This window comes from Cupriavidus sp. 01L45, from assembly GCF_056399885.1.
This window is the reverse complement of the sequence record NZ_JBFTSG010000059.1, coordinates 45,312-65,320: the sequence shown is the minus strand read 5'-3', so window position 1 is coordinate 65,320 and position 20,009 is coordinate 45,312. Positions and strand designations below refer to the sequence as shown.

The following is a 20,009-nucleotide window of genomic DNA, read 5'->3' as shown; positions in this document are numbered from 1 at the left end:
CCCCCAACCAGAGCCGCGAGTCAGGCGACGCCGCATTCTGACGTCTGTCGCGCATCACAAATAATGGGGCCCGCGTGGCCCCTTTATTGTTGAGCAATTCACTCAACCTTGCGCCGCCATTTATGCGCGGTTTTACACCGCCGCTAACAGGGGTGAAAGTGGTTGCCGGCGTGATTCGCGTCGTCGGCCCTTTTCGGCTAGTATCGTTCCTTGGCGCACGTCTGCGCGAACGTCCGGTGTTCGGTGAACGGTCATCCGTGGGATCGAAATCAAACGGCGAGACTGGTATATGGCTCCGATAGGAGTCTTTAGTTGCCAATTTCGGACCTGAGCCCATGAGTGCATCAATGCACTGATCGTCATTGGCTGCCATCGCACGAAGATCGCGAGCACGAACCGGAGCTGTTGGTCGGCCGCTAGCTTCGACTCCAGAAAAGGTGCCGCCGAAGTTCGCCATCCTAGATGACGCGAATTACAGCTCGGGTGGTTGACTCGATGTTACTAAGAATCCCCTCCCTCTGTTCCAACGATTCCGCCTTCTTCTGCATCTCCGGCGTCCAGACGTTTCTCGCCGCCATGCGAAACGCCCTTGAGGTCCGAGCGCTTTGCGCGTTTGGAATAGCGGCCGCGAACACCGTGTACGACTCAGGGAACTTGCCCATGGCGACAAGGATGTACTTCTCCAGTTCGTACCCGACAGTGGCCTCCAGCTCTTCATCGGAGACCTCACCTTCCACCTCAGGATAGATCAACCACAGATAGAGCACGCCAGGTTGATCTGCCGATTCCACCAATGTGCTCCAGAACGTTGATGGATGTTCCTGCAGCACGTGAGCGACAGCCAAACCGATCAGCATCCGCGCCATTCTTGGCTCCGCTGCCAAGACCTGAAACGCTGCAGCGTGATAAGCCAGCGCTTCATCCTGTCCTGCGAGCACTCTTCCAGCAAAATACTCGGACGCCAACTGCTCAATGACCTCATCAATCAAGTATGAAGGAGCAAGCAACTCCTTGCGCCGCAGAAAATTCTGGTCGGCGCGCAGCGAGGACCACACGCCGGTCGGGACGCTGCGCACACCGTCTTCCGAAACGTCGCACAACGCACCGAGCGGTGTGGCTCCGTCAGGACGTCGCTTGCGCATATACGCGCCGATCAAATCCTCTTCACCCTTAAGCCGTACATGCCCCCGAGCGAACAGGGTCTCCTTCGCGGTCAGATACTTGACCAAGTCTGCCGTGGTGTCAAAACACTCGAACAGCGCGTCAAGAGTAGTTCGATTGATCACATGCACGAACTCAGGGAAATGCACGCCGACTGTGAGCAGCACCCCACTGTCCGTCAGACGTGAATCCACGCCGAGACTGGGAACTCCGAACTGCCGGACGCACTCCCGTTCACTTCCATGGGCGACCGCTATTAGGTGGTAACGAGCGCGGCCCGCGTCGGGAAACTTCAGAGGAAAGGGCGACGAGATACGTGCATCCAAATGAATCGTCTCGGGCGACTTCTTGATCGTTTTCAAGGCACCCCGAAGTTGTGCCACGCTGGCTAACACTGCTTTCCGGTACCAGCGATTCCACGCTGTTCTTGCGTCTTTTTCTTCACTATAACTGATCACCTTGTCCGACATGATGATCACGTCATCGCCAAAGACGACGAGCACATCACACAGCTCCTTGCCTTCGTCGTAGAACGGGTTCTGATAAGCCCACATTGACAGGAACGCCTGTCGTGACAACTTCGCAAGTCGTGCCTCGGAATCATTTACGCTCATCTGTGAGCTCCCTTCATTTTGTGCTCGTTGTCGTTCAGGCCGATGTTGTTGGCGGTACTTGCACAATTGAGAGGAGAACAGATTGTGCTGAACCGCTACGGCGAATCACTATCTGCTTGCGTCGGGAAAAGCTGGTTGATCAATTCACATATAATCTCGAACGTGTGCAGTACGGTCGGATGAAGCATTTTTGAGCCATGTGCATACTCGTTGCGGACAGCCGGTAAGCCGTCAATGAAAACACTGAGCCAGTCGACTTGTAGATCCTCCTCTGTCGGCCGCACTCCAGAGTTGTCCACCTGCATCATCGTAAGACCAAGCCGATTCATCTCCTCGATCTGCTCAAGCTCAGTTCGGCTCCGCGCTCGAGCATGCGCCCATCGCGTGCGGAGCTGCAGCTTACTGCTCTCAAGCAGTCCGAGTTGCCTTGCCTCTCGCAATAGATTACTCAGTCCGCTCACTTTGAGCTTACCGGGGCTCATGGAGGCGTCAGCTTTTGCCTCTAATCGCGCACGCAGCGCGAACTCAAGTGTCCCCAAGGCATACTGCTCCGCGACCGCGTGAAAACGGTACACAAACCAGGCATAAACATAAAGATTCCTAGCTGTCTCAAAATTTACTCGTACTTCTTCCGGCACTGCGACTCCAAGAACAAACGGCAAAATCTCCGCCAAGTGATCTTCTGCCGTGCGTCGCCTGGATTGGCCGAGATCATTGACTTGAATGAAGCTAGAGCTTCTCGGATCTGCCTTCATCATGGCATCCAAATCACGAATCGAATCACAATGATTTATCGATGACAATTGGTTCTCCATAGTGAAATCACGAGCAGCGAAGGCTCATTAGCACCTTAACGCCTCTTTCTTGTCCATATAAGCARGCCAGCCGACTCGCAACGCACGCGCATCGTAAAGCGCGGCGGCGGCGCTGTCCAGGTCCAGCTCGATGCCGTCGGCAATGGCGCGCAGGGCGTCGCTGTCCACGATGCGGGCCAGGCGGCCGATCACGGCTTCGGCCAGCTGGTACTGGCGGGCCAGCTCGGTCAGGGCGTCGCCGGCGACTTCGCTGCCGTCGGGGTTGACCAGGGCCGCCTTTTCCATGGCCAGGCGCAGCAGGTAGGCGTTGAGCTCRTTGTCGTCCTTGATATAGCGCTCTTCCTTGCCGTGCTTGATCTTGTACAGCGGCGGATCTTGTACAGCGGCGGCTGGGCGATATACACGTGGCCGCGCTCGATGATGTCGGGCATCTGGCGGTAGAAGAACGTGAGCAGCAGCGTGCGGATGTGGGAGCCGTCCACGTCCGCGTCGGTCATGATGATGATGCGGTGGTAGCGCAGCTTGTCGAGGTTGTAGTCGTCCTTGCCGATGCCGGTGCCTAGCGCCGTAATCAGCGTGAGCACTTCCTGGCTGGAGAGCATTTTGTCGAAGCGGGCGCGTTCCACGTTCAGGATCTTGCCCTTGAGCGGCAGGATGGCCTGGAACTTACGATCGCGGCCTTGCTTGGCGGAGCCGCCTGCGGAGTCACCCTCCACCAGGAAGAGTTCGGACTGGGCGGGGTCTTTTTCCTGGCAGTCGGCGAGCTTGCCGGGCAGGCCCATGCCGTCGAGCACGCCTTTGCGGCGGGTCATTTCGCGGGCCTTGCGGGCGGCTTCGCGGGCGCGGGCGGCGTCTACGATCTTGCCGCAGATGATCTTGGCGTCTACCGGGGTTTCCAGCAGGAAGTCGCCGAGGGCCTTGGCGACGAGTTCTTCCACGGGCAGGCGCACTTCGGAGGAGACGAGCTTGTCCTTGGTCTGCGAGCTGAACTTGGGCTCGGGCACCTTGACGGAGAGCACGCAGGCGAGGCCTTCGCGCATGTCGTCGCCGGTGGTTTCTACCTTGGCCTTTTTGGCGATCTCGTTTTCTTCGATGTACTTGTTCATCACGCGCGTCATGGCGGCGCGCAACCCGGTGAGGTGGGTGCCGCCGTCACGTTGCGGGATGTTGTTGGTGAAGCAGAGGACTTGTTCGTTGTAGCCGTCGTTCCACTGCATGGACACTTCTACGGCGATACCGTCTTTTTCGGTGTTGGCGTAGAAGATGTTGGGGTGCAGGGTGCTCTTGCCGCGGTTGATGTATTCAACGAAGCCTTTGACGCCGCCGGAGAAGGCGAAGTCTTCTTCCTTGCCGGTGCGCTGGTCGGCCAGGCGGATGTGCACGCCGTTGTTCAGGAACGAGAGCTCGCGGATGCGCTTGGCCAGGATCTCGTAGTGGAACTCGACGTTGGTGAAGATTTCTTCGTCGGCGAGGAAGTGGACTTCGGTGCCGCGCTTGTCGGTGGGGCCGAGGATCTTCATCGGCGAAACTTCCACGGGCACGCCGTCGGGGCCGGTCACGGTTTCCACCAGGCGGTTCTGCACGGCGCCTTGGGCGAACTCGAGCAGGTGGGCCTGGCCGTCGCGGCGCACGGTCAGGCGCAGCCACTTGGAGAGGGCGTTCACGCAGSWCACGCCCACGCCGTGCAGGCCGCCSGASACCTTGTAGCTGTTCTGGTTGAACTTGCCGCCGGCGTGCAGCTCGGTCATGGCGATTTCTGCCGCGCTGCGCTTGGGTTCGTGCTTGTCGTCGAACTTGACGAGCGGGGGAATGCCGCGGCCGTTGTCGGTGATGGAGATCGAGTTGTCGCTGTGGATGGTGACGGTGATTTCCGTGCACCAGCCGGCCAGGGCTTCGTCGATGGAGTTGTCCAGCACTTCAAATACGAGGTGGTGCAGGCCGGTGCCGTCGGACGTGTCGCCGATGTACATGCCCGGACGCTTGCGCACCGCCTCCAGGCCTTCCAGGATCTGGATCGAGCCTGCGCCGTAGCTGTCTTGCTGTTGCGGTTGCGATTGCGGTTGTTGCTCTTCGGTCATGTTCTCTTACTCACGGCGAATGCGGCGATCTCTCGTCACGCCCGGATGGGCGCGCCCGGATCGGGCCGCATAGCGGGTTACATAAAAACGGCAAAAGGGGCGGATCTCGACGATCCGGCCCCTGGTGCGGCGGGTCTTGCGCGGGGCCCCTGGGGCGGCTGCGCAAGCCGTGGTGTGCCGTTAGATGCTCCGGTTTTGCGTATCTTGTGGTCCTTGTTACCGGCTCATCAAATGCGCATCGGCATGACGACGTACTTGAAGTTGTCGTCTTCCGGCACGGTGATCAGCGCGCTCGAATTGGAGTCGCCGAGGCTGACCTGGACTTGCTCGCTCTTGAGGTTGGCGAGCACGTCCAGCAAATAGGTCACGTTAAAACCGATATCGAGGGCATCGCCCGAATAATCAAGTTCGAGTTCTTCCTGCGCTTCTTCCTGGTCCGCGTTGGTGGAGCTGATCTTGAGCACGTGCGTATCCAGGATGCAGCGCACGCCCTTGAACTTGTCGGTGGTCAGGATGGCGGTGCGTTGCAGGGCTTGCTGCAGCTTGACGCGATCGATGGCGAAGGCGTTCTTGTAGCCCTTGGGGATCACGCGCTGGAAGTCCGGGAACTTGCCTTCGACCAGCTTGGAGATCAGCTCGATATTGGCGAAGGTGAACTTGACCTGGTTGGCGGCCAGTTGCACTTGCACGGGATCGTCGTTGTCTTCCAGCAAGCGTTGCAGCTCGAGGATGGTCTTGCGCGGGATGATCACTTCCTGGCGCGACGGGGCGCCTTCGCCGCTTGTGGCTTCGGTGTCCAGCTCCACGCCGCAGTAGGCCAGGCGGTGGCCGTCGGTGGCGACTGCCATGACCTTCTTGCCGTCCACCACCAGCAGCATGCCGTTGAGGTAGTAGCGGATGTCTTGCTGGGCCATGGCGAAGTGGACCATGGCGAGCAGGTGCTTGAAGGTCTTTTGCGGCAGGCTGACGGATGCGCCGAATTCGCTGGCTTCGGCTACCGTGGGGAATTCCTCGGCGGCCAGGGTCTGCAGCGCGAAGCGGCTCTTGCCGGACTGCACGGTCATGCGCTTGTCGTTGAGCGACAGGGCGACTTCGCCGTCGGGCATGGCGCGCAGGATGTCGAGCAGCTTGCGGGCGGCCACGGTGGTGGCCACGGTGTCGCTGCCCACACCACATTCGGCGTGCGTGGTGATCTGGATCTCGATGTCGGTCGAGAGGAAGGATACGTTGGACCCGGACTTGCGAATCAGCAGGTTGGCCAGGATCGGGAGTGTGTGGCGGCGCTCCACGATGCCGCTCACGATTTGCAGCGGACGCAGCAGATTGTCTCGCGAGGTTTTGACCAATTGCATTGAATTTATCCTTCGTCGTTTGTAGTAAGCGACCGCGGGTGCGTATTGACGACTTGCACTAACTCGTATGCATTACCAAAATTACTTTGGAATCAACAAGTTAATTCGCCATTGTACCAAGGATAAGCCGCTGCGGTGAAGCGGGAGAAGCGCGACCGGAGGGTTAATTGTGCACCAAACAACACAATTGAAGACTTCTTCGGCGGCTGGCGACTTTTGTCGCCGGCCACCCCCTCCGCCGCTCGTCCCGACTCACCGCAAAGCCTTAGCCCAGGCCGTTTTCATGGCAATGTTCCGGCAATGCCCCGGCGATGCTTCCGATTGATTCATGCGCCGGGCCATGCCCGGCGCGTACCCTACAGTATGCCAGCCCCGCGTGACGGGTCTGCTAAATGCTGATTCACTGCGATTTCACGCTCGGGGTTACCCCTTGAGCGTCTGTTCCAGCACGTGCAGCTCGTGGTTGAGCTGCGCGTCCTTGCTGCGCTCATCGGCGATCTTGCGCACCGCGTGCAGCACGGTGGTGTGATCGCGTCCGCCGAACAGCTCGCCGATTTCCGGCAGGCTTTTCTGCGTGAGTTCCTTGGCCAGGTACATGGCAATCTGGCGGGGCCGCGCGATATTGGCGGGCCGCTTCTTGCTGTACATGTCCGCGACCTTGATGTTGTAGAAATCCGCGCAGGTCTTCTGGATGTTCTCGACAGAGATCTGGCGGTTCTGCACCGTCAGCAGGTCCTTCAGCGCTTCACGGGTGACATCGATGGTGATGTCCTTGCCGTGGAAATTGGAGAAGGCCAGGATCTTGCGCAGCGCGCCTTCCAGCTCGCGCACGTTCGATCGCAAATGCTTGGCGACGAAGAAGGCGACTTCCTCGGGCACGCTGACGTTCTCGGCGGCGGCTTTTTTCATCAGGATCGCTACGCGCATTTCCAGCTCGGGCGGCTCGATGGCGACCGTGAGGCCGGAGTCGAAGCGCGAGATCAGGCGATCGTCGATGCCGCTGATTTCCTTGGGGTAGGTATCGCTGGTGATGATCACCTGCGCCCGGTTGGCGATCAGGGCCTCGAAGGCGTAGAAGAACTCTTCCTGCGTGCGGTTCTTGCCGGAGAAGAACTGAATATCGTCGATCAGYAGCAGGTCGAGCGAGTGGTAGTAGCGCTTGAACTCGTCGAAGGCTTTTCGCTGGTACGCCTTCACCACATCGGAGACGTATTGCTCGGCGTGGATGTAGCGGATGCGGGCGCGCGGGTTCTCCAGCAACATGAAGTTGCCGATGGCGTGGATCAAGTGGGTCTTGCCCAGGCCTACGCCGCCATATAGATAGAGCGGGTTGTAGGACTTGCCGGGATTGTTGGCCACCTGGATGGCGGCGGCGCGCGCGAGCTGGTTGGCCTTACCGGTGACGAAGTTGTCGAAGGTCAGGATGTGGTTCAGGCGCGAGCGCTCGTGCACCGAGTCGTTCTGCTGCTGGCCGCCTGGCTGGTTGCCGGGGTGGCCCTGATGTCCCTGGTGCCCCTGGTGCCCTTGATGGCCGCCCTGCTGACCGGGGTGGCCGCCCTGCATGGGCTGCTGCGAAGGCTGCACGCGGTAGGAGCGGGCGCTGGCCTCGGCCGGGTCCAGTTGCGGCACGTCAATATCGACGAGCTCGCCACCCATGCCGCCCATTTTGCCCTGGCCAGCATTGCCGGGATAGTTGCCGGGGTAGGGCGCTTGCCCGCCGCGCGGGCCGCCTTGCGGCTGCGCGCCGGCCTGGTTCATGGGGCCGTAGCCAGGCGCCCCCTGGCCCGGCTGCATGCCGGGCTGGCCGAAATTCTGCGACAGCGGCTGGCCGGACGGATAGCCGGGGCCGGCGTGCGCCGGCGCCATGCCGGGCTGCCCTTGCTGCGGATAGCCGGCAGCCGCCCGGCCCGACGCGGCGGGATCCAGGACGAAGTGAACGCTGACGTTGGCTTCCCAGTATTCGCAGGCGAGCGCGGTGATGCGCCCGGAGAACTGGCTTTTTACCCAGTCGAGCTTGAAGCGGTTGGGCGCGGCGATCCGCAGCGCGTGCGCTTCCTCGTCGAAGCCGACAGGCGCCAACGGCTTGATCCAGGTCTTGAACTGTTGCGGCGTCAGTTCGCGCTCGAGTTGCGCGGCTGCTGCCTGCCAGAAATCTTGCATTGTTTTGTTGTTCGGTTTTCGCCACGGGTACATGGTCAGTCCGGTCAAATGGACAACAGGCAAGGATCGATGTGGCATCCCTGCCGGCAGTCCGTAAACCCCGAAAAGCGACCGCAAAAGCGATCCGCAAATGACCCCGCAGCCCGGGCTCCCTGGTGATCGACGCGACAAGCGGGATCCGCTGACGAGACAGGTGGCGTAACCGCCGCCGTCCGTTGCGCGTCCGTTGTCCGGCATGCCAGGAGTAGTGCCCGGGTTGCGCTTGCGCCACGCAGCCCGTGTGGTGTTTGGACCCGGATTGTACCCCCCGCCCCAAGTTATCCACAAAGGATAAGTCTGTGGATAAGTTGTGAAAAAGCAGTGAATTGTTGTGCACAACCCCAGTTCTGGTGCGGGTTTCCGGGTAGGTAAAACGCAGGAAAAGCCTGACAAAACAGGGACTTCACTCACCCCCGCCAACCCTGGGTGCAACCCCCGCAATAAAAAAACTTACCCACTGGCGATTGTGGACAATGAAATACAACAGGCTGTTGCGTGTTTTTCAGGCAGGGGTGCCGCACAAGTCTCTAAACCATCCGTAGTCTTGACACACCGCGCGAAACTCAGTTAAATGGCGGGTTCTGCGATGCCGCAGGGGATCACGTATGCGCATCGCCGGGTCTGACCTGTTCCGTGCGAGACTGGCGCGTTACCTCAGCTTTTCACTAAGCTGAAGCGTGCCGGAAATGGCTGGATTGGCCGGAACAGGCAGCGGGCCGAGCAGGCTGACGGGGTCGGAGCGGATGGGTTGATGAGATCCGGTCCGGCGAGATTCCCTCCCACACCTGCTTCGCGAGTGTCGATGTCCGATTCGTCGGTGCCTTCGATGCGCGAGACACACGGCCGGCAGCAAGATCACCACAGCAGTCGGCAACACCGCAAACCGCGGCAGCCCCATGCGAACCATACGCGGCGGCGCCCGGCTTAACGCCGGAAGCCGGGCGAGCCCAGATCAACCAGAGAGTGCAACATGAAACGTACATACCAACCTTCCGTTACCCGCCGCAAGCGTACCCATGGTTTCCGCGTGCGCATGAAGACCCGCGGCGGCCGTTCCGTCATCAACGCGCGTCGCGCCAAGGGCCGCAAGCGCCTGGCAGTCTAAGGGCCTGGCGACCGGCCACGGTGGCGCTGCAGTTTGCGCCGCCCTGGCCAACCGCCTCGCCTTTTGGACGGCCGGTAGCCTGCCGCCAAGCACAGCTTTTTCGCTAGCTTCGCCCAGCGTGTCTACTTTTGCCTACCCTAAAGCCGCGAGGCTCACAAAGACGGATGAGTTTTCATCCGTTTTTGCTTTGCGCCCGCGCCGCCGCAGCCAGCATTTCGTGCTGTATGTGGGCGAGAACAACCTGCCGCAAGCCYGCCTGGGTGTCGTCGTCGGCAAGAAGTTCGCGGCGCGTGCCGCCGAGCGCAACCTGGTGAAGCGCATGGTGCGGGAACTGTTCCGCCTTCGGCAGGACCAACTCGCGGGCCGCGATGTGTTGCTGCGCCTGCAGGCAAAGTTTCCGCGTGCGGAATTTGCCAGCCGCAGCGCCATACGCCGGGCGTGCCTGGCGGAGCTGACCGGCTTGTTCGAGGTAGCGGTCCGTCCGCTTGCCCCGCGCCCTGCTGCCCCTTCCGGGGTGTCGCCGCCGAAGTCCGCCGAGGCTGCGCCCACTGAAGTCCCGCCCTCGGGCGCTCCAGCCTGACCAGCCCGCTGCCATGAAGCGAATCCTGCTTGCCCTGCTGCGTATCTACAAGATCGCCCTGAGCCCGTTTTTTGGCTCGCAGTGCCGCTTCCTGCCTACCTGTTCCGATTACGCCCGCGAAGCGATCCTGTGCCACGGCGCCGGTCGCGGCAGCTGGATGGCCGCTTGCCGGCTGTGCCGCTGTCATCCGTTCACGGATGGCGGGTATGATCCGGTGCCACCGGCATCGGCAACCAAGCAAGACCGGGCTTCCGCCGCGGCTGGCCACCCGCCAGTCACGATCCGGCTACCCCGCCCCTGATTTCCTCCGACCACAGCGAGACATGGATATCAAACGCACCATACTCTGGGTCATCTTCTCGATGGCCCTCGTGCTGCTCTACGACAACTGGCAGCGCGCCAACGGTCACCAGTCGATGTTCTTCCCGAGCGCGACGCAGCAGGCTCCGGCAACCGCCGGCGGCGCTTCCGCTCCGCAAGGCGACGTGCCCAAGGCCAATGCGACGGCCGGCACCGCCGCAGGCGCCCCGGTGACCGCACCGGCAGCCGCGGCCCAGCCGGGCGGCGAGAAGATCGTGGTGAGCACCGACGTGATGCGTGCCCAGATCGACACCGCCGGCGGCATCCTCACGCGCCTGGAACTGTTGAACCACCATGAGAAGGACGGCCAGCCCGTCGTGCTGTTCGAGCGCGACCAGACCCGTACCTACATGGCCCGTTCCGGCCTGATCGGTGGCGACCTGCCCAACCACACCACCATCTTCACCGCTTCGGCCGGTCCGCGCGACCTGGCCGGCTCGGACAAGGTGGCGGTGACGCTGACGGCGGAGAAGGACGGGGTCAAGCTGGCCAAGACCTATACCTTCCATAAGGGCAGCTACGTTGTCGACACGCAATTTGCCGTGACCAACGACAGCGGCAAGCCGGTCTCGCCGACGCTGTACATGGAACTGACGCGCGACGGCAGCAAGGTCGAGCAATCGCAGTTCTACAGCACCTTCACCGGCCCGGCGATCTACACCGATACGGACAAGTATCACAAGATCAACTTCGACGACATCGCCAAGGGCAAGGCTTCGGTCCCCGCGGCGGGTTCGAGCGGCTGGGTTGCGATGGTGCAGCATTACTTTGCCTCGGCCTGGATCCCGCAAGCCGGCAAGGAGCACAGCTTCTACGTCGAGAAGATCGACAACAACCTGTTCCGCGTGGGCGTGCAGCAGCCGCTGGGCGCGATCGCCCCGGGTGCCACGGTGACCACCGATGCGCGCCTGTTCGCCGGCCCGCAGGAAGAGCGCATGCTCGAGAAGATCACCCCGGGCCTGGAACTGGTGAAGGACTATGGCTGGCTGACCATCCTGGCCAAACCGCTGTTCTGGCTGCTGGAAAAGCTGCACGGCTTCCTGAACAACTGGGGCTGGTCGATCATCGCGCTGACGGTGCTGATCAAGCTGGTGTTCTTCCCGCTGTCGGCGGCCAGCTACAAGTCCATGGGCAAGATGAAGGACCTGCAGCCCCGCATGACCGCGATGCGTGAACGCCTGAAGGGCGATCCGCAGAAGATGAACCAGGAGATGATGGCGCTGTACCGCACCGAGAAGGTCAACCCGCTCGGCGGCTGCCTGCCCATCGTGATCCAGATCCCGGTGTTCATCGCGCTGTACTGGGTGCTGCTGTCGTCGGTGGAAATGCGCGGCGCGCCGTGGCTGGGCTGGATCCATGACCTGTCGGTACCGGATCCGTTCTACATCCTGCCGGTGATGATGGCGGTATCGATGTTCGTGCAGACCAAGCTGAACCCGACCCCGCCGGACCCGGTGCAGGCCAAGGTCATGATGATCATGCCGCTGGTGTTCTCGTTCATGTTCTTCTTCTTCCCGGCCGGCCTGGTGCTGTACTGGGTTGTGAACAACGTCCTGTCGATCGCCCAGCAATGGCAGATCAACCGGATGCTCGGCAAGAGCAAGGCGAAGGCTGCCGTGGCGGTTAAGAGCTGAAGTTGAAACCGGGCCGCGGGTGGCAAACCCGCCGGCCCGGCACGTGCACCAAAGGGGCCGCCCGAAGCATCAATGGCGGCCTGACTGGAATCCCCCGCAGGTATCGGCTTGCGGGGGATTTTGCTTTTCCGAGGGGTGCTTTGTCAGGTGGTGTTGCCTTGGCAGCAAGGCTCCATGCAGAAGGTTTGCCAAATTTTGCCAAACTCGCTAGCATGAAACCATGAGCACCATGAATATTTCCCTGCCCGAAACGCTCAAGGCCTTTGTCGACGAGCAAGTCAACCGGCGCGGCTACGGCACCAGTAGCGAGTACGTGCGCGAGCTGATCCGCAAGGATCAGGATCGCCAGCACCTTCGCGGCCTGTTATTGGCGGGTGCCGATTCGGCGCCGACGGCGCCGGCCGATAGCGACTACTTCGACGCCCTGCGAGCGCGGGTGCGCAACGCGCGGGAATGAGGGCCAAACCTGTCATCCCAAGAGCGCTTGCCAGGCGTGATGTCGAGGAAGCGGTCAGCTACTATCTGAATGAAGACGCCGAGCAGGCAGCACTTGGCTCCATTGACGCGCTGGAGCAGGCCTACGTGCACATTGGCAAGCATCCGGCCGCCGGCTCGCCCCGCTACGTACACGAGCTTGATCTTCCGGGCCTACGCACCTGGCCTCTGGCGCGCTACCCGCACATCGTGTTCTACGTTGAGCGCGATGACCACATCGATGTCTGGCGCGTCCTGCACGGCATGCGAGACATCCCCGCCTGGCTGCGTGACAGCGACGAGGTTCCCCGTTGACGCTTTCGCAGGCACGGCCAGGCGCAAGACGTAAGTGACCGTCGCGACCGTCGGACCGTCTCGTCAATCCAGCCGCTTGCCCGCCGTTTCCCGCACCATCGCCAGACCCACCAGCGAGACAATGCCGCAGCCGATCACATATAAAGCCGGCGCGTTGCGGCTGCCGGTCAGGTCGATCAGCCACGTTGCCAGGAACTGCGCAAACCCGCCGAACACCAGCACGCCGATGCAGTAGACCACCGACAGGCCGGTAGCGCGAATCCTGCGGGGAAACAACTCCGTCAGCAGTACGACCGAAGGCACCACATTGAAGACCAGCGTCAGCGCCAGCACGGCCACCGCGAGCAGCAGCACCTCCAGCGTGGGGTGCGCATTGATCAGCAGGAAGGCCGGATAGATCAGCAGCAGCATCGCCAGGCGCGACCACAGGATGGCCGGCTTGCGCCCCACGCGGTCCGACAGGCGGCCGGCACAGGCGGACAGCGACACCTGCACCAGCGCTGCCAGGCAGCCGGCGCCCATGCCGAGCGACAGCGGCATCTTCAGCACGGTCACGGCGTAGCTCGTCATGTAGTGCAGCACGATGTAGGTGGCGGAGGTGCCGCCGATGGTGATCAGCACCCCGGCCATCACCGCGCGGCCATGGCCGACGAATACTTCGGCCAGGCCCGCGCGCTCGCCGGCGGTGCCGTGGGCGCCCACGGTTGCGGGATCGGCTGTCTCGTCCAGATGCCGCCGGATGTAGAGGCCAACCGGGATCACCAGGATGCCAAGCAGGAAGGGCAGGCGCCAGCCCCAGCTTTCCAGCGCTGCGGGCGCCAACGTATTCGTCAGCAGCAGGCCAACCAGCGAGCCCAGCAACACGCTCACGCCCTGGCTGAACAATTGCCAGCTACCGAAGTAGCCGCGCGAGTTGTCGTCGGCGTATTCCATCAACAGGGCAGTGGACGCGCCCATCTCGCCGCCGATGGCAAAGCCTTGCACCAGCCGCGCCAGCACGATCAGCGCCGGCGCGAACAGGCCCGCCTGCGCATAGGTGGGCGCCACCACAAACAGCGCCGAGCCCAGCCCCATCATCCACAGCGTCAGGGTCATGGCTGGCTTGCGGCCGACGCGGTCGGCGTACAGCCCGATCAGCACGCCGCCCAGAGGCCGCGCCACAAAGCCCACGCCGAAGGTGGCCAGCGACAGCATCAGCTGCCCAAGCGCGCCTTCCACCGGAAAATACAGCCGTCCGATCATCACGGCAAAGAAGCTGTAAACGGTGAAATCGTAGAACTCGAGCCCGTTGCCGATGGTGATGGCGGCGATAGCGCGGCGCGTGGGCGCCGGCAATGCGGGCGCGGCGGCAAGCGGCTGCGCCGGTGCGGCGGTGGTGGACATGGTCAGGTCTCCTTGAATCGTTATTGCCGGGCATCCGCCCGGTCATGCCCGTGCGCGGTGGGGCTCAGGCCAGGAAGCGTTCGGCCAGCTTGACCCAGTAGGTCGCGCCGAGCGGCAGGCAGGCGTCGTTGAAGTCGTAGCCGGGGTTGTGCACCATGCAGCCGCCCTCGCCATCGCCGTTGCCGATGATCAGGTAGCAGCCCGGGCGCTGCTCCAGCAGGAAGGCGAAGTCCTCGCTGCCGGTGAGCGGGACCATGTTGTCGATCAGCCCTTCCTCGCCCAGCCATTCGCGCGCCACCTCGCGGGCCAGTTCCGTCTCGGCGGAGTGGTTGACCAGCACCGGGTAGCGGGTGTCGTAATCGACTTCGGCGCGCGCGCCGAAGCTCTCGGCCTGGGCGTGGGCCAGCGCGGTGATGCGGGTCTGGAGCAGGTCGCGCACCTCGGCCTTGAGGGCACGCACGGACAGGCGCATCTCGGCGCTGTCGGGGATCACGTTAGGCGCCTTGCCCGCCTGGATGGCGCCGACCGTGACGATGGCCATGTCGAGCGGGTTCACGTTGCGGGCCACCACGCTCTGCAGCGCCATCACCATGGAGGCGCAGACCACCACCGGATCGATGGCCTTGTGCGGCACCGCGCCGTGGCCGCCGCGTCCGTTCACGCGGATGGTGACGGTATCGGACGAGGCCATGAAAGGGCCGGGCAGGAAGCCGAACTTGCCGACCGGATGGCCCGGCATGTTGTGCAAGGCGAACACGGCATCGCACGGAAAGCGCTCGAACAGGCCGTCGTTGAGCATTTCGCGGGCGCCGCCCATGCCTTCCTCGGCGGGCTGGAAGATCAGGTGCAGCGTGCCTTTGAAGGGCTTGTGCTCGGCCAGGTACCTGGCGGCGGCGAGCAGCGTGGCGGTATGGCCGTCGTGCCCGCAGGCGTGCATCTTGCCGTCGAGCTTGCTGGCGTAAGGCAGGCCGGTGGCTTCCTGGATCGGCAGCGCATCCATGTCGGCGCGCAAGCCAAGCGCGCGGCCTTCGCCGTGGCGCAGCGTGCCGACCACGCCGGTGCCGCCCAGGCCGCGATGCACCGCGTAGCCCCAGGCCTGCAGGCATTCCGCCACCAGGTCGCTGGTGACGAATTCCTCGAAGCCGAGTTCGGGATGCGCGTGGATGCGGTGACGCAACGCGACCATCTCGGCTTCGATGGCGCGGATGCCGGGCAAAACCGGGGACGTTGCGGATACGGGGGCTTGCGGCATGACAGGTCTCCTTGTGGGTACCGGGCGGCTGACGCCATGCTGGCGGCGCCCCCGTGGGACAGGGAACCGATCATAGGCAGCGTCCACCCGTCGCGGGAAGCCGCAATCTTGTTATCCTGACAACCGTTGGTTGTCGCTAGAGCGCAGCCCGCCTCCAGTCCACGCCGGTCCACCCGATTCCCCCACCTGTGAAACTGCATCAACTACAAGCCCTGGTTGCCGTTGCCGACGCCGGCAGCATCCGTGCCGCCGCACGCCTGCTGGCCCTTTCCCAGGCGGCCGTGACCAAGGCGTTGCGCGAGCTGGAGGCGGAACAGCGATTGCCGCTGCTGCTGCGCACCGCGGGTGGCGTTGGCTTCACGGAGACGGGGCAAAGACTGCTGGGCCACGCGCGCCTGGTAGTCGGCCAGCTCGAGCGCGCCAATGCGGAACTGGCGGAACTGCGCGGCGAGGTGGGCGGCCGGCTGTCGATCGGGGTCACGCCCTGGGTCATGCTGACCTTCCTGTCGGAGGCGATGCTGCATTTTCGCGAGCGCATGCCGGGAGTGCAGCTTGAGGTGTTCGAAGGCTTGACCGCAGTGGCGTTGCCGCGCTTGCGCGAGGGCCTGCTCGATTTTGTCGTGGGGCCGTTCACGCCGGCCATGTCCGGACAGGAGTTCGACTGCGAGCTACTGCTTGCCTATGACTCCTGCGTCGTGGCCAGCCGCGGCCATCCCTGCGCCGGCAAGACCGCGCTGCATCAATTGCTCGACCAGGACTGGGTGGTGAACTACACACCCGCCAGCTATCCCGCCATGATGCAGAACCTGTTCTGGCAGCACGGCGCCGACATCGAGCCGCGCCATCTGCATTGCGCCCATTCGACCTCGCTGCTGCTGGAAATGGTGCGGCATGCGGGCATGATCACCTATTGCCCGCGCCCGCTGATGGTCACCGAAGCGCTGCGCGGCTGGGTGCAGGCGGTGCCGGTAGCGGAACGCTTCGAAACCAGCCAGCTCGGCATCATCGCGCGCCGCAGCGCGATGCGCGGCGCGGCCGCGCAGTGCTTCGTGGATTGCCTGCTGGCAGTGATCCGGCGGCGCGCCCGTTCCGCCGCGCCGCCGGATCGCGAGTTGTTCGATTTGCTCAAATTGTTGTTCTGAGCGCCGGCCCCTCACGCAGGCACATGCAGGCACATGCAGGCTCTCCCGGGCTCACTCAGGCGCGTGGCAAACCGCCTCGATATTGTGACCGTCCGGATCCAGCACGAACGCCCCGTAGTAGTTCGGGTGATAGTGCGGCCGCAAGCCCGGTGCGCCATTGTCGCGTCCGCCGGCCGCCAGCGCCGCCTTGTAATAGGCATCCACCTCCGCACGCGTGTTCGCGCGAAAGGCGATGTGCAGCGGCGGCTGGTTGGGCGTGCCGTTGCTGATCCAGAACTCGGGCTTGTCGGCCGGGCCGAAGCCGGCGACATCCGCATGGCCGGTCACGCTGGCGGGAAACTCCATATTCTTGATGAAGCCGAGCGAACCCAGCGCTGCGGTGTAGAAGGCCCGGCTCCTGGCGAAGTCGCTAACTACGACGCCTGTGTGATCGATCATCCTGTCGCTTCTCTCTGGTTTTGGGTTGGTTTTCTGAATCAGGCCAGGTCGAGCACGCTCATGGTGGCGTTGAAACGGCTGACCAGCACCGCCTCGCCGTGCACGCTGGCGAAGACATCGGCTTCGACCACGATGATGGCGCGTCCGGATTTCAGCACGTCCGCGCGGCAGGTCAGGCGCTCGCTGCGGGCGGCCCGGAGCAGGTTGATCTTGAACTCGGCCGTCACCACATGACGCCCGGTGTCGAGCATGGTGGTGGCGGCCGCGCCGGCGGTATGGTCAGCCATGGTCGCCTGCACGCCGGCATGCACGACGCCGCCGTGCTGCAGGTGGCGCGGCGTGACCAGCAACTCGCTCTCGCACCAGCCCGGCCCGCAATCCACCAGGTGTATGCCGATGTCGGTGACAAAAGCAGCCTGGCGAAAGCCGGCCTCGATGGTGTCCCGCAGCAAAAGACGCTCTTGTTCGGTGGACATGCGCTTCTCCTCGCACTGGGCGGTGGCCGGGTACGGCAAGCTCGGGGTGGCCGGATGGCCTTGCCAACAGCCATTCCAACCCGAAGCCGGCAGGCTGTCAATGGAGTGCGGCGCAACCGGCACAATCGCCTACACTGGATAGAGATGTTCTGAACCTGGCCTCCGCCAGATCTGGTAGATACGCCATGCGTGCCGCCAACCTTCCCATCCAGTTGCACCCGCGCATGCGCGTCATCGATGCTTTCATGGCGCTGGCCGATGCGGGACTGGTTGCCGTTGCCGATCAACTCGATGCGCTGCACCGGCGCGACCATCCCGACGACGTCCATGCGCTGCGGGTGGCGACGCGGCAGCTTCGCGCCATCTGCTGGGCATTCGGGCCCGCCCTGCCCAGGCCGGTCCGCGCGCGCTGGAACGATTGCCTGCGCCAGCTGGCGCAGGCTGCGAACGATGTGCGCGACTGGGACGTGTTCATCGCCGAGACCTTGCGGCCCGCGCTGGACAGCCAGCCGGAGGATCCGGTGCTGGCGGCGCTGCACGATACCGCCCTCACGCGCCGCCACTACGCACGCGCGACGATGGTGGCACAGCTCGCCGAATACCAGCACTGGCCGCTACCCGTGCTGCACCGCGATCTCACACACCTGAACCGCGCCGGCCCGCGTGGCGCGGGCGCCGCCGCGCGGGATCACCTGGCGGACTTCGCGCGCCGGCGGATACGCCGCGGGCGCAAGCGGGTGAGGGCGCTGATGCGCGCCGCCCGCTCGGAGGAGCTGGCACGCGTGCACCGCTTCCGGCTTGCCGGCAAGCGGCTGCGCTATGTCATCGAAGCCCTGAAGCCGGTACTGGCCGAACGCTATGCCCGGCGCCTGCACCGCAAGCTGGTGAAGCGGCAGGGCAGGCTGGGCAGCTTGCTCGACGGCGCCGTGGCGCGCCGGCTGATGGTGGAGTGCCTGTACGCGCCCGTCGCGGAAGCGCCCGGCGCAGCCGACACTGCGCAAGCGGCAAGTGCGCCGGGTGCGGCACCCGCGCAGGATCGATCTGCGACAATATCGCCATGACCGCCATCACCTCCTCCCAGCCTCGTACCGCTTCCGCCGCCAACGCCACTCCCATAGCCGCCATCGCAACCGCGCCCGGACGCGGCGGCATCGGCGTGGTGCGCGTGTCCGGCCCCGATGTGAGCGCGATCGCGCTGGCCGTGTGCGGCCAGGCGCTCAAACCGCGCCATGCCACCTACCTGCCGTTCCTCGATGCCCACGGCAAGGCGATCGACCACGGCCTGGCGCTGTACTTCCCGGCGCCGCACTCCTACACCGGCGAAGAGGTGCTGGAGCTGCAGGGCCACGGCGGCCCGGTGGTGATGCAGATGCTGCTGGCGCGCTGCCTGGATGCGGGCCGCGGGATTGGCCTGCGCCTGGCCGAGCCCGGCGAGTTCACGCGCCGCGCCTTTCTCAACGACAAGCTCGACCTGGCCCAGGCGGAAGCCGTGGCCGACCTGATCGAAGCCAGCACCGAAGCCGCCGCGCGCTCGGCCGCGCGCTCCATGGAGGGCGTGTTCTCGCAGGCCATCCACGCGCTGGTGGAGCAGGTAATCCACTTGCGCATGCTGGTAGAGGCCACGCTGGATTTCCCCGAAGAAGAGATCGATTTCCTCGAAGCCTCCAACGCGCGCGGCCAGCTGGCCAATATCCGCGAAGCGCTGAGCGGTGTGCTGGCGCAGGCCAGGCAGGGATCGCTGCTACGCGAGGGCTTGTCGGTAGTGCTGGCGGGGCAGCCCAATGTGGGCAAGTCGTCGCTGCTCAACGCGCTGGCCGGCGCGGAGCTGGCCATCGTCACGCCGATTCCCGGCACCACGCGCGACCGCGTGCGCGAGACCATCCAGATCGAAGGCATCCCGCTGCATATCATCGACACCGCCGGCCTGCGTGAAGACGCCAGCGACGAGGTCGAGCGCATCGGCATCGAACGCACCTGGGAAGCGGTAGGCCGCGCCGACCTGGTGCTGCACCTGGTGGATGCGGCCGATTACGCGGAACACGGCTTGTCCGAAATCGACGACGCCATCGACGACCGCCTCTCCGGCCACCTGCCGCCGGGCTCGCCGATCCTGCGCGTGGTCAACAAGATCGACCTGGCGCCGACGGTGGGCGAGCGCCACTTCGGCGCCGACCGCCCGCACGTAGTGGCGGCCATCGGCCCGAACCCGGCCGAGGTATGGATCTCGGCGCGTACCGGCGCCGGCATCGACCTGCTGYGCGACCAGTTGCTGCGGCTGGTGGGATGGCAATCGGGCAACGAAGGGGCTTTCCTCGCCCGCGAGCGGCACCTGACCGCGCTGCGCAATGCGCAATCGCATTTAGACCTGGCCGAGGAGCGCGCGGCGCAAGAGGCGCAGGCGCTGGACCTGTTTGCTGAAGAGCTTCGGCTGGCGCAGGACCATCTGAACAGCATCACCGGCGAGTTCAGCAGCGATGACTTGCTGGGGACGATTTTTACGCGGTTTTGTATTGGCAAGTAATGGGATGCCAAGCGTTAGCTATCGACGCCCACGTACTCCCAGCAATCCCAATAAATTCAAGGAATCTATGACAATGACTTGCCATCGTTGCCCATAGACACCCGCCTATT

The 20,009-nt window shown here is 63.7% G+C and carries 17 protein-coding genes and 1 pseudogene; 9 read left to right on the top strand and 9 right to left on the bottom strand.

What is annotated here, in order from left to right; translation table 11 throughout:
- Positions 1-458 precede the first annotated feature (458 nt).
- From AC1DT6_RS32360 to dnaA, 5 genes and pseudogenes are all read right to left on the bottom strand, one after another.
- Positions 459-1,775 (bottom strand): hypothetical protein, encoded by a 1,317-nt coding sequence (locus tag AC1DT6_RS32360; RefSeq protein WP_477115244.1) that lies wholly within the window; start codon positions 1,773-1,775, stop codon positions 459-461.
- A 95-nt stretch (positions 1,776-1,870) separates the two neighbouring features.
- Entirely contained in the window at positions 1,871-2,590 is a 720-nt protein-coding gene (locus AC1DT6_RS32355) for a hypothetical protein (protein ID WP_441630218.1), read from the bottom strand.
- Between the two features lie 75 nt (positions 2,591-2,665).
- Positions 2,666-4,668 (bottom strand): annotated as a pseudogene (locus tag AC1DT6_RS32350) (DNA gyrase subunit B); the annotation flags it as partial.
- Positions 4,669-4,895: 227 nt separating this feature from the next.
- Entirely contained in the window at positions 4,896-6,020 is a 1,125-nt protein-coding gene (dnaN, locus tag AC1DT6_RS32345; RefSeq protein ID WP_174424425.1) for a DNA polymerase III subunit beta, read from the bottom strand.
- A 423-nt stretch (positions 6,021-6,443) separates the two neighbouring features.
- Complete coding sequence (gene dnaA, locus AC1DT6_RS32340; RefSeq protein WP_477115243.1) at positions 6,444-8,180, bottom strand: chromosomal replication initiator protein DnaA; 1,737 nt, start codon at positions 8,178-8,180, stop codon at positions 6,444-6,446.
- Positions 8,181-9,189: 1,009 nt separating this feature from the next.
- Here dnaA and rpmH point away from each other — a divergent pair.
- From rpmH to AC1DT6_RS32310, 6 genes are all read left to right on the top strand, one after another.
- Positions 9,190-9,324, top strand: coding sequence for a 50S ribosomal protein L34 (rpmH, locus tag AC1DT6_RS32335; RefSeq protein ID WP_017229861.1), 135 nt, complete (start codon positions 9,190-9,192; stop codon positions 9,322-9,324).
- 118 nt (positions 9,325-9,442) lie between these two features.
- Entirely contained in the window at positions 9,443-9,904 is a 462-nt protein-coding gene (rnpA, locus tag AC1DT6_RS32330; RefSeq protein WP_477115242.1) for a ribonuclease P protein component, read from the top strand.
- Between the two features lie 13 nt (positions 9,905-9,917).
- Positions 9,918-10,205: a membrane protein insertion efficiency factor YidD gene (yidD, locus tag AC1DT6_RS32325; protein ID WP_441630230.1), complete on the top strand. Its 288-nt coding sequence runs from the start codon at positions 9,918-9,920 to the stop codon at positions 10,203-10,205.
- Between the two features lie 22 nt (positions 10,206-10,227).
- Entirely contained in the window at positions 10,228-11,898 is a 1,671-nt protein-coding gene (gene yidC / locus AC1DT6_RS32320) for a membrane protein insertase YidC (RefSeq protein WP_477115241.1), read from the top strand.
- Positions 11,899-12,118: 220 nt separating this feature from the next.
- Complete coding sequence (locus tag AC1DT6_RS32315) at positions 12,119-12,355, top strand: type II toxin-antitoxin system ParD family antitoxin (RefSeq protein WP_441630234.1); 237 nt, start codon at positions 12,119-12,121, stop codon at positions 12,353-12,355.
- On the top strand, positions 12,352-12,687 hold the full coding sequence (locus AC1DT6_RS32310; RefSeq protein WP_477115240.1) for a type II toxin-antitoxin system RelE/ParE family toxin: 336 nt from the start codon (positions 12,352-12,354) through the stop codon (positions 12,685-12,687). The genes AC1DT6_RS32315 and AC1DT6_RS32310 overlap by 4 nt, the downstream gene beginning before the upstream one ends.
- Positions 12,688-12,750: 63 nt before the next feature.
- Here the strand turns inward: AC1DT6_RS32310 and AC1DT6_RS32305 are convergent, their stop codons facing one another.
- Both AC1DT6_RS32305 and AC1DT6_RS32300 read right to left on the bottom strand, forming a co-directional pair.
- A complete protein-coding gene (locus AC1DT6_RS32305; protein ID WP_477115239.1) occupies positions 12,751-14,070 on the bottom strand; it encodes an MFS transporter in 1,320 nt (439 codons plus the stop codon).
- Between the two features lie 64 nt (positions 14,071-14,134).
- Positions 14,135-15,256 carry a M20 aminoacylase family protein gene (locus AC1DT6_RS32300; protein ID WP_477115247.1) on the bottom strand — a complete coding sequence of 374 codons (1,122 nt, stop codon included), beginning with the start codon at positions 15,254-15,256 and terminating at the stop codon, positions 14,135-14,137.
- Between the two features lie 254 nt (positions 15,257-15,510).
- Between AC1DT6_RS32300 and AC1DT6_RS32295 the strand changes: the two genes are divergently transcribed.
- Positions 15,511-16,464 (top strand): LysR family transcriptional regulator, encoded by a 954-nt coding sequence (locus AC1DT6_RS32295; protein WP_477115238.1) that lies wholly within the window; start codon positions 15,511-15,513, stop codon positions 16,462-16,464.
- Between the two features lie 51 nt (positions 16,465-16,515).
- Here the strand turns inward: AC1DT6_RS32295 and AC1DT6_RS32290 are convergent, their stop codons facing one another.
- Positions 16,516-16,902 (bottom strand): VOC family protein, encoded by a 387-nt coding sequence (locus tag AC1DT6_RS32290; protein ID WP_477115237.1) that lies wholly within the window; start codon positions 16,900-16,902, stop codon positions 16,516-16,518.
- Positions 16,903-16,940: 38 nt separating this feature from the next.
- Entirely contained in the window at positions 16,941-17,378 is a 438-nt protein-coding gene (locus tag AC1DT6_RS32285; protein ID WP_441630244.1) for a PaaI family thioesterase, read from the bottom strand.
- 185 nt (positions 17,379-17,563) lie between these two features.
- Here AC1DT6_RS32285 and AC1DT6_RS32280 point away from each other — a divergent pair, with 185 nt between their 5' ends.
- Positions 17,564-18,439 (top strand): CHAD domain-containing protein, encoded by an 876-nt coding sequence (locus AC1DT6_RS32280; protein ID WP_477115236.1) that lies wholly within the window; start codon positions 17,564-17,566, stop codon positions 18,437-18,439.
- A complete protein-coding gene (gene mnmE / locus AC1DT6_RS32275) occupies positions 18,436-19,899 on the top strand; it encodes a tRNA uridine-5-carboxymethylaminomethyl(34) synthesis GTPase MnmE (protein ID WP_477115235.1) in 1,464 nt (487 codons plus the stop codon). The genes AC1DT6_RS32280 and mnmE overlap by 4 nt, the downstream gene beginning before the upstream one ends.
- The last annotated feature ends 110 nt before the right edge of the window (positions 19,900-20,009 follow it).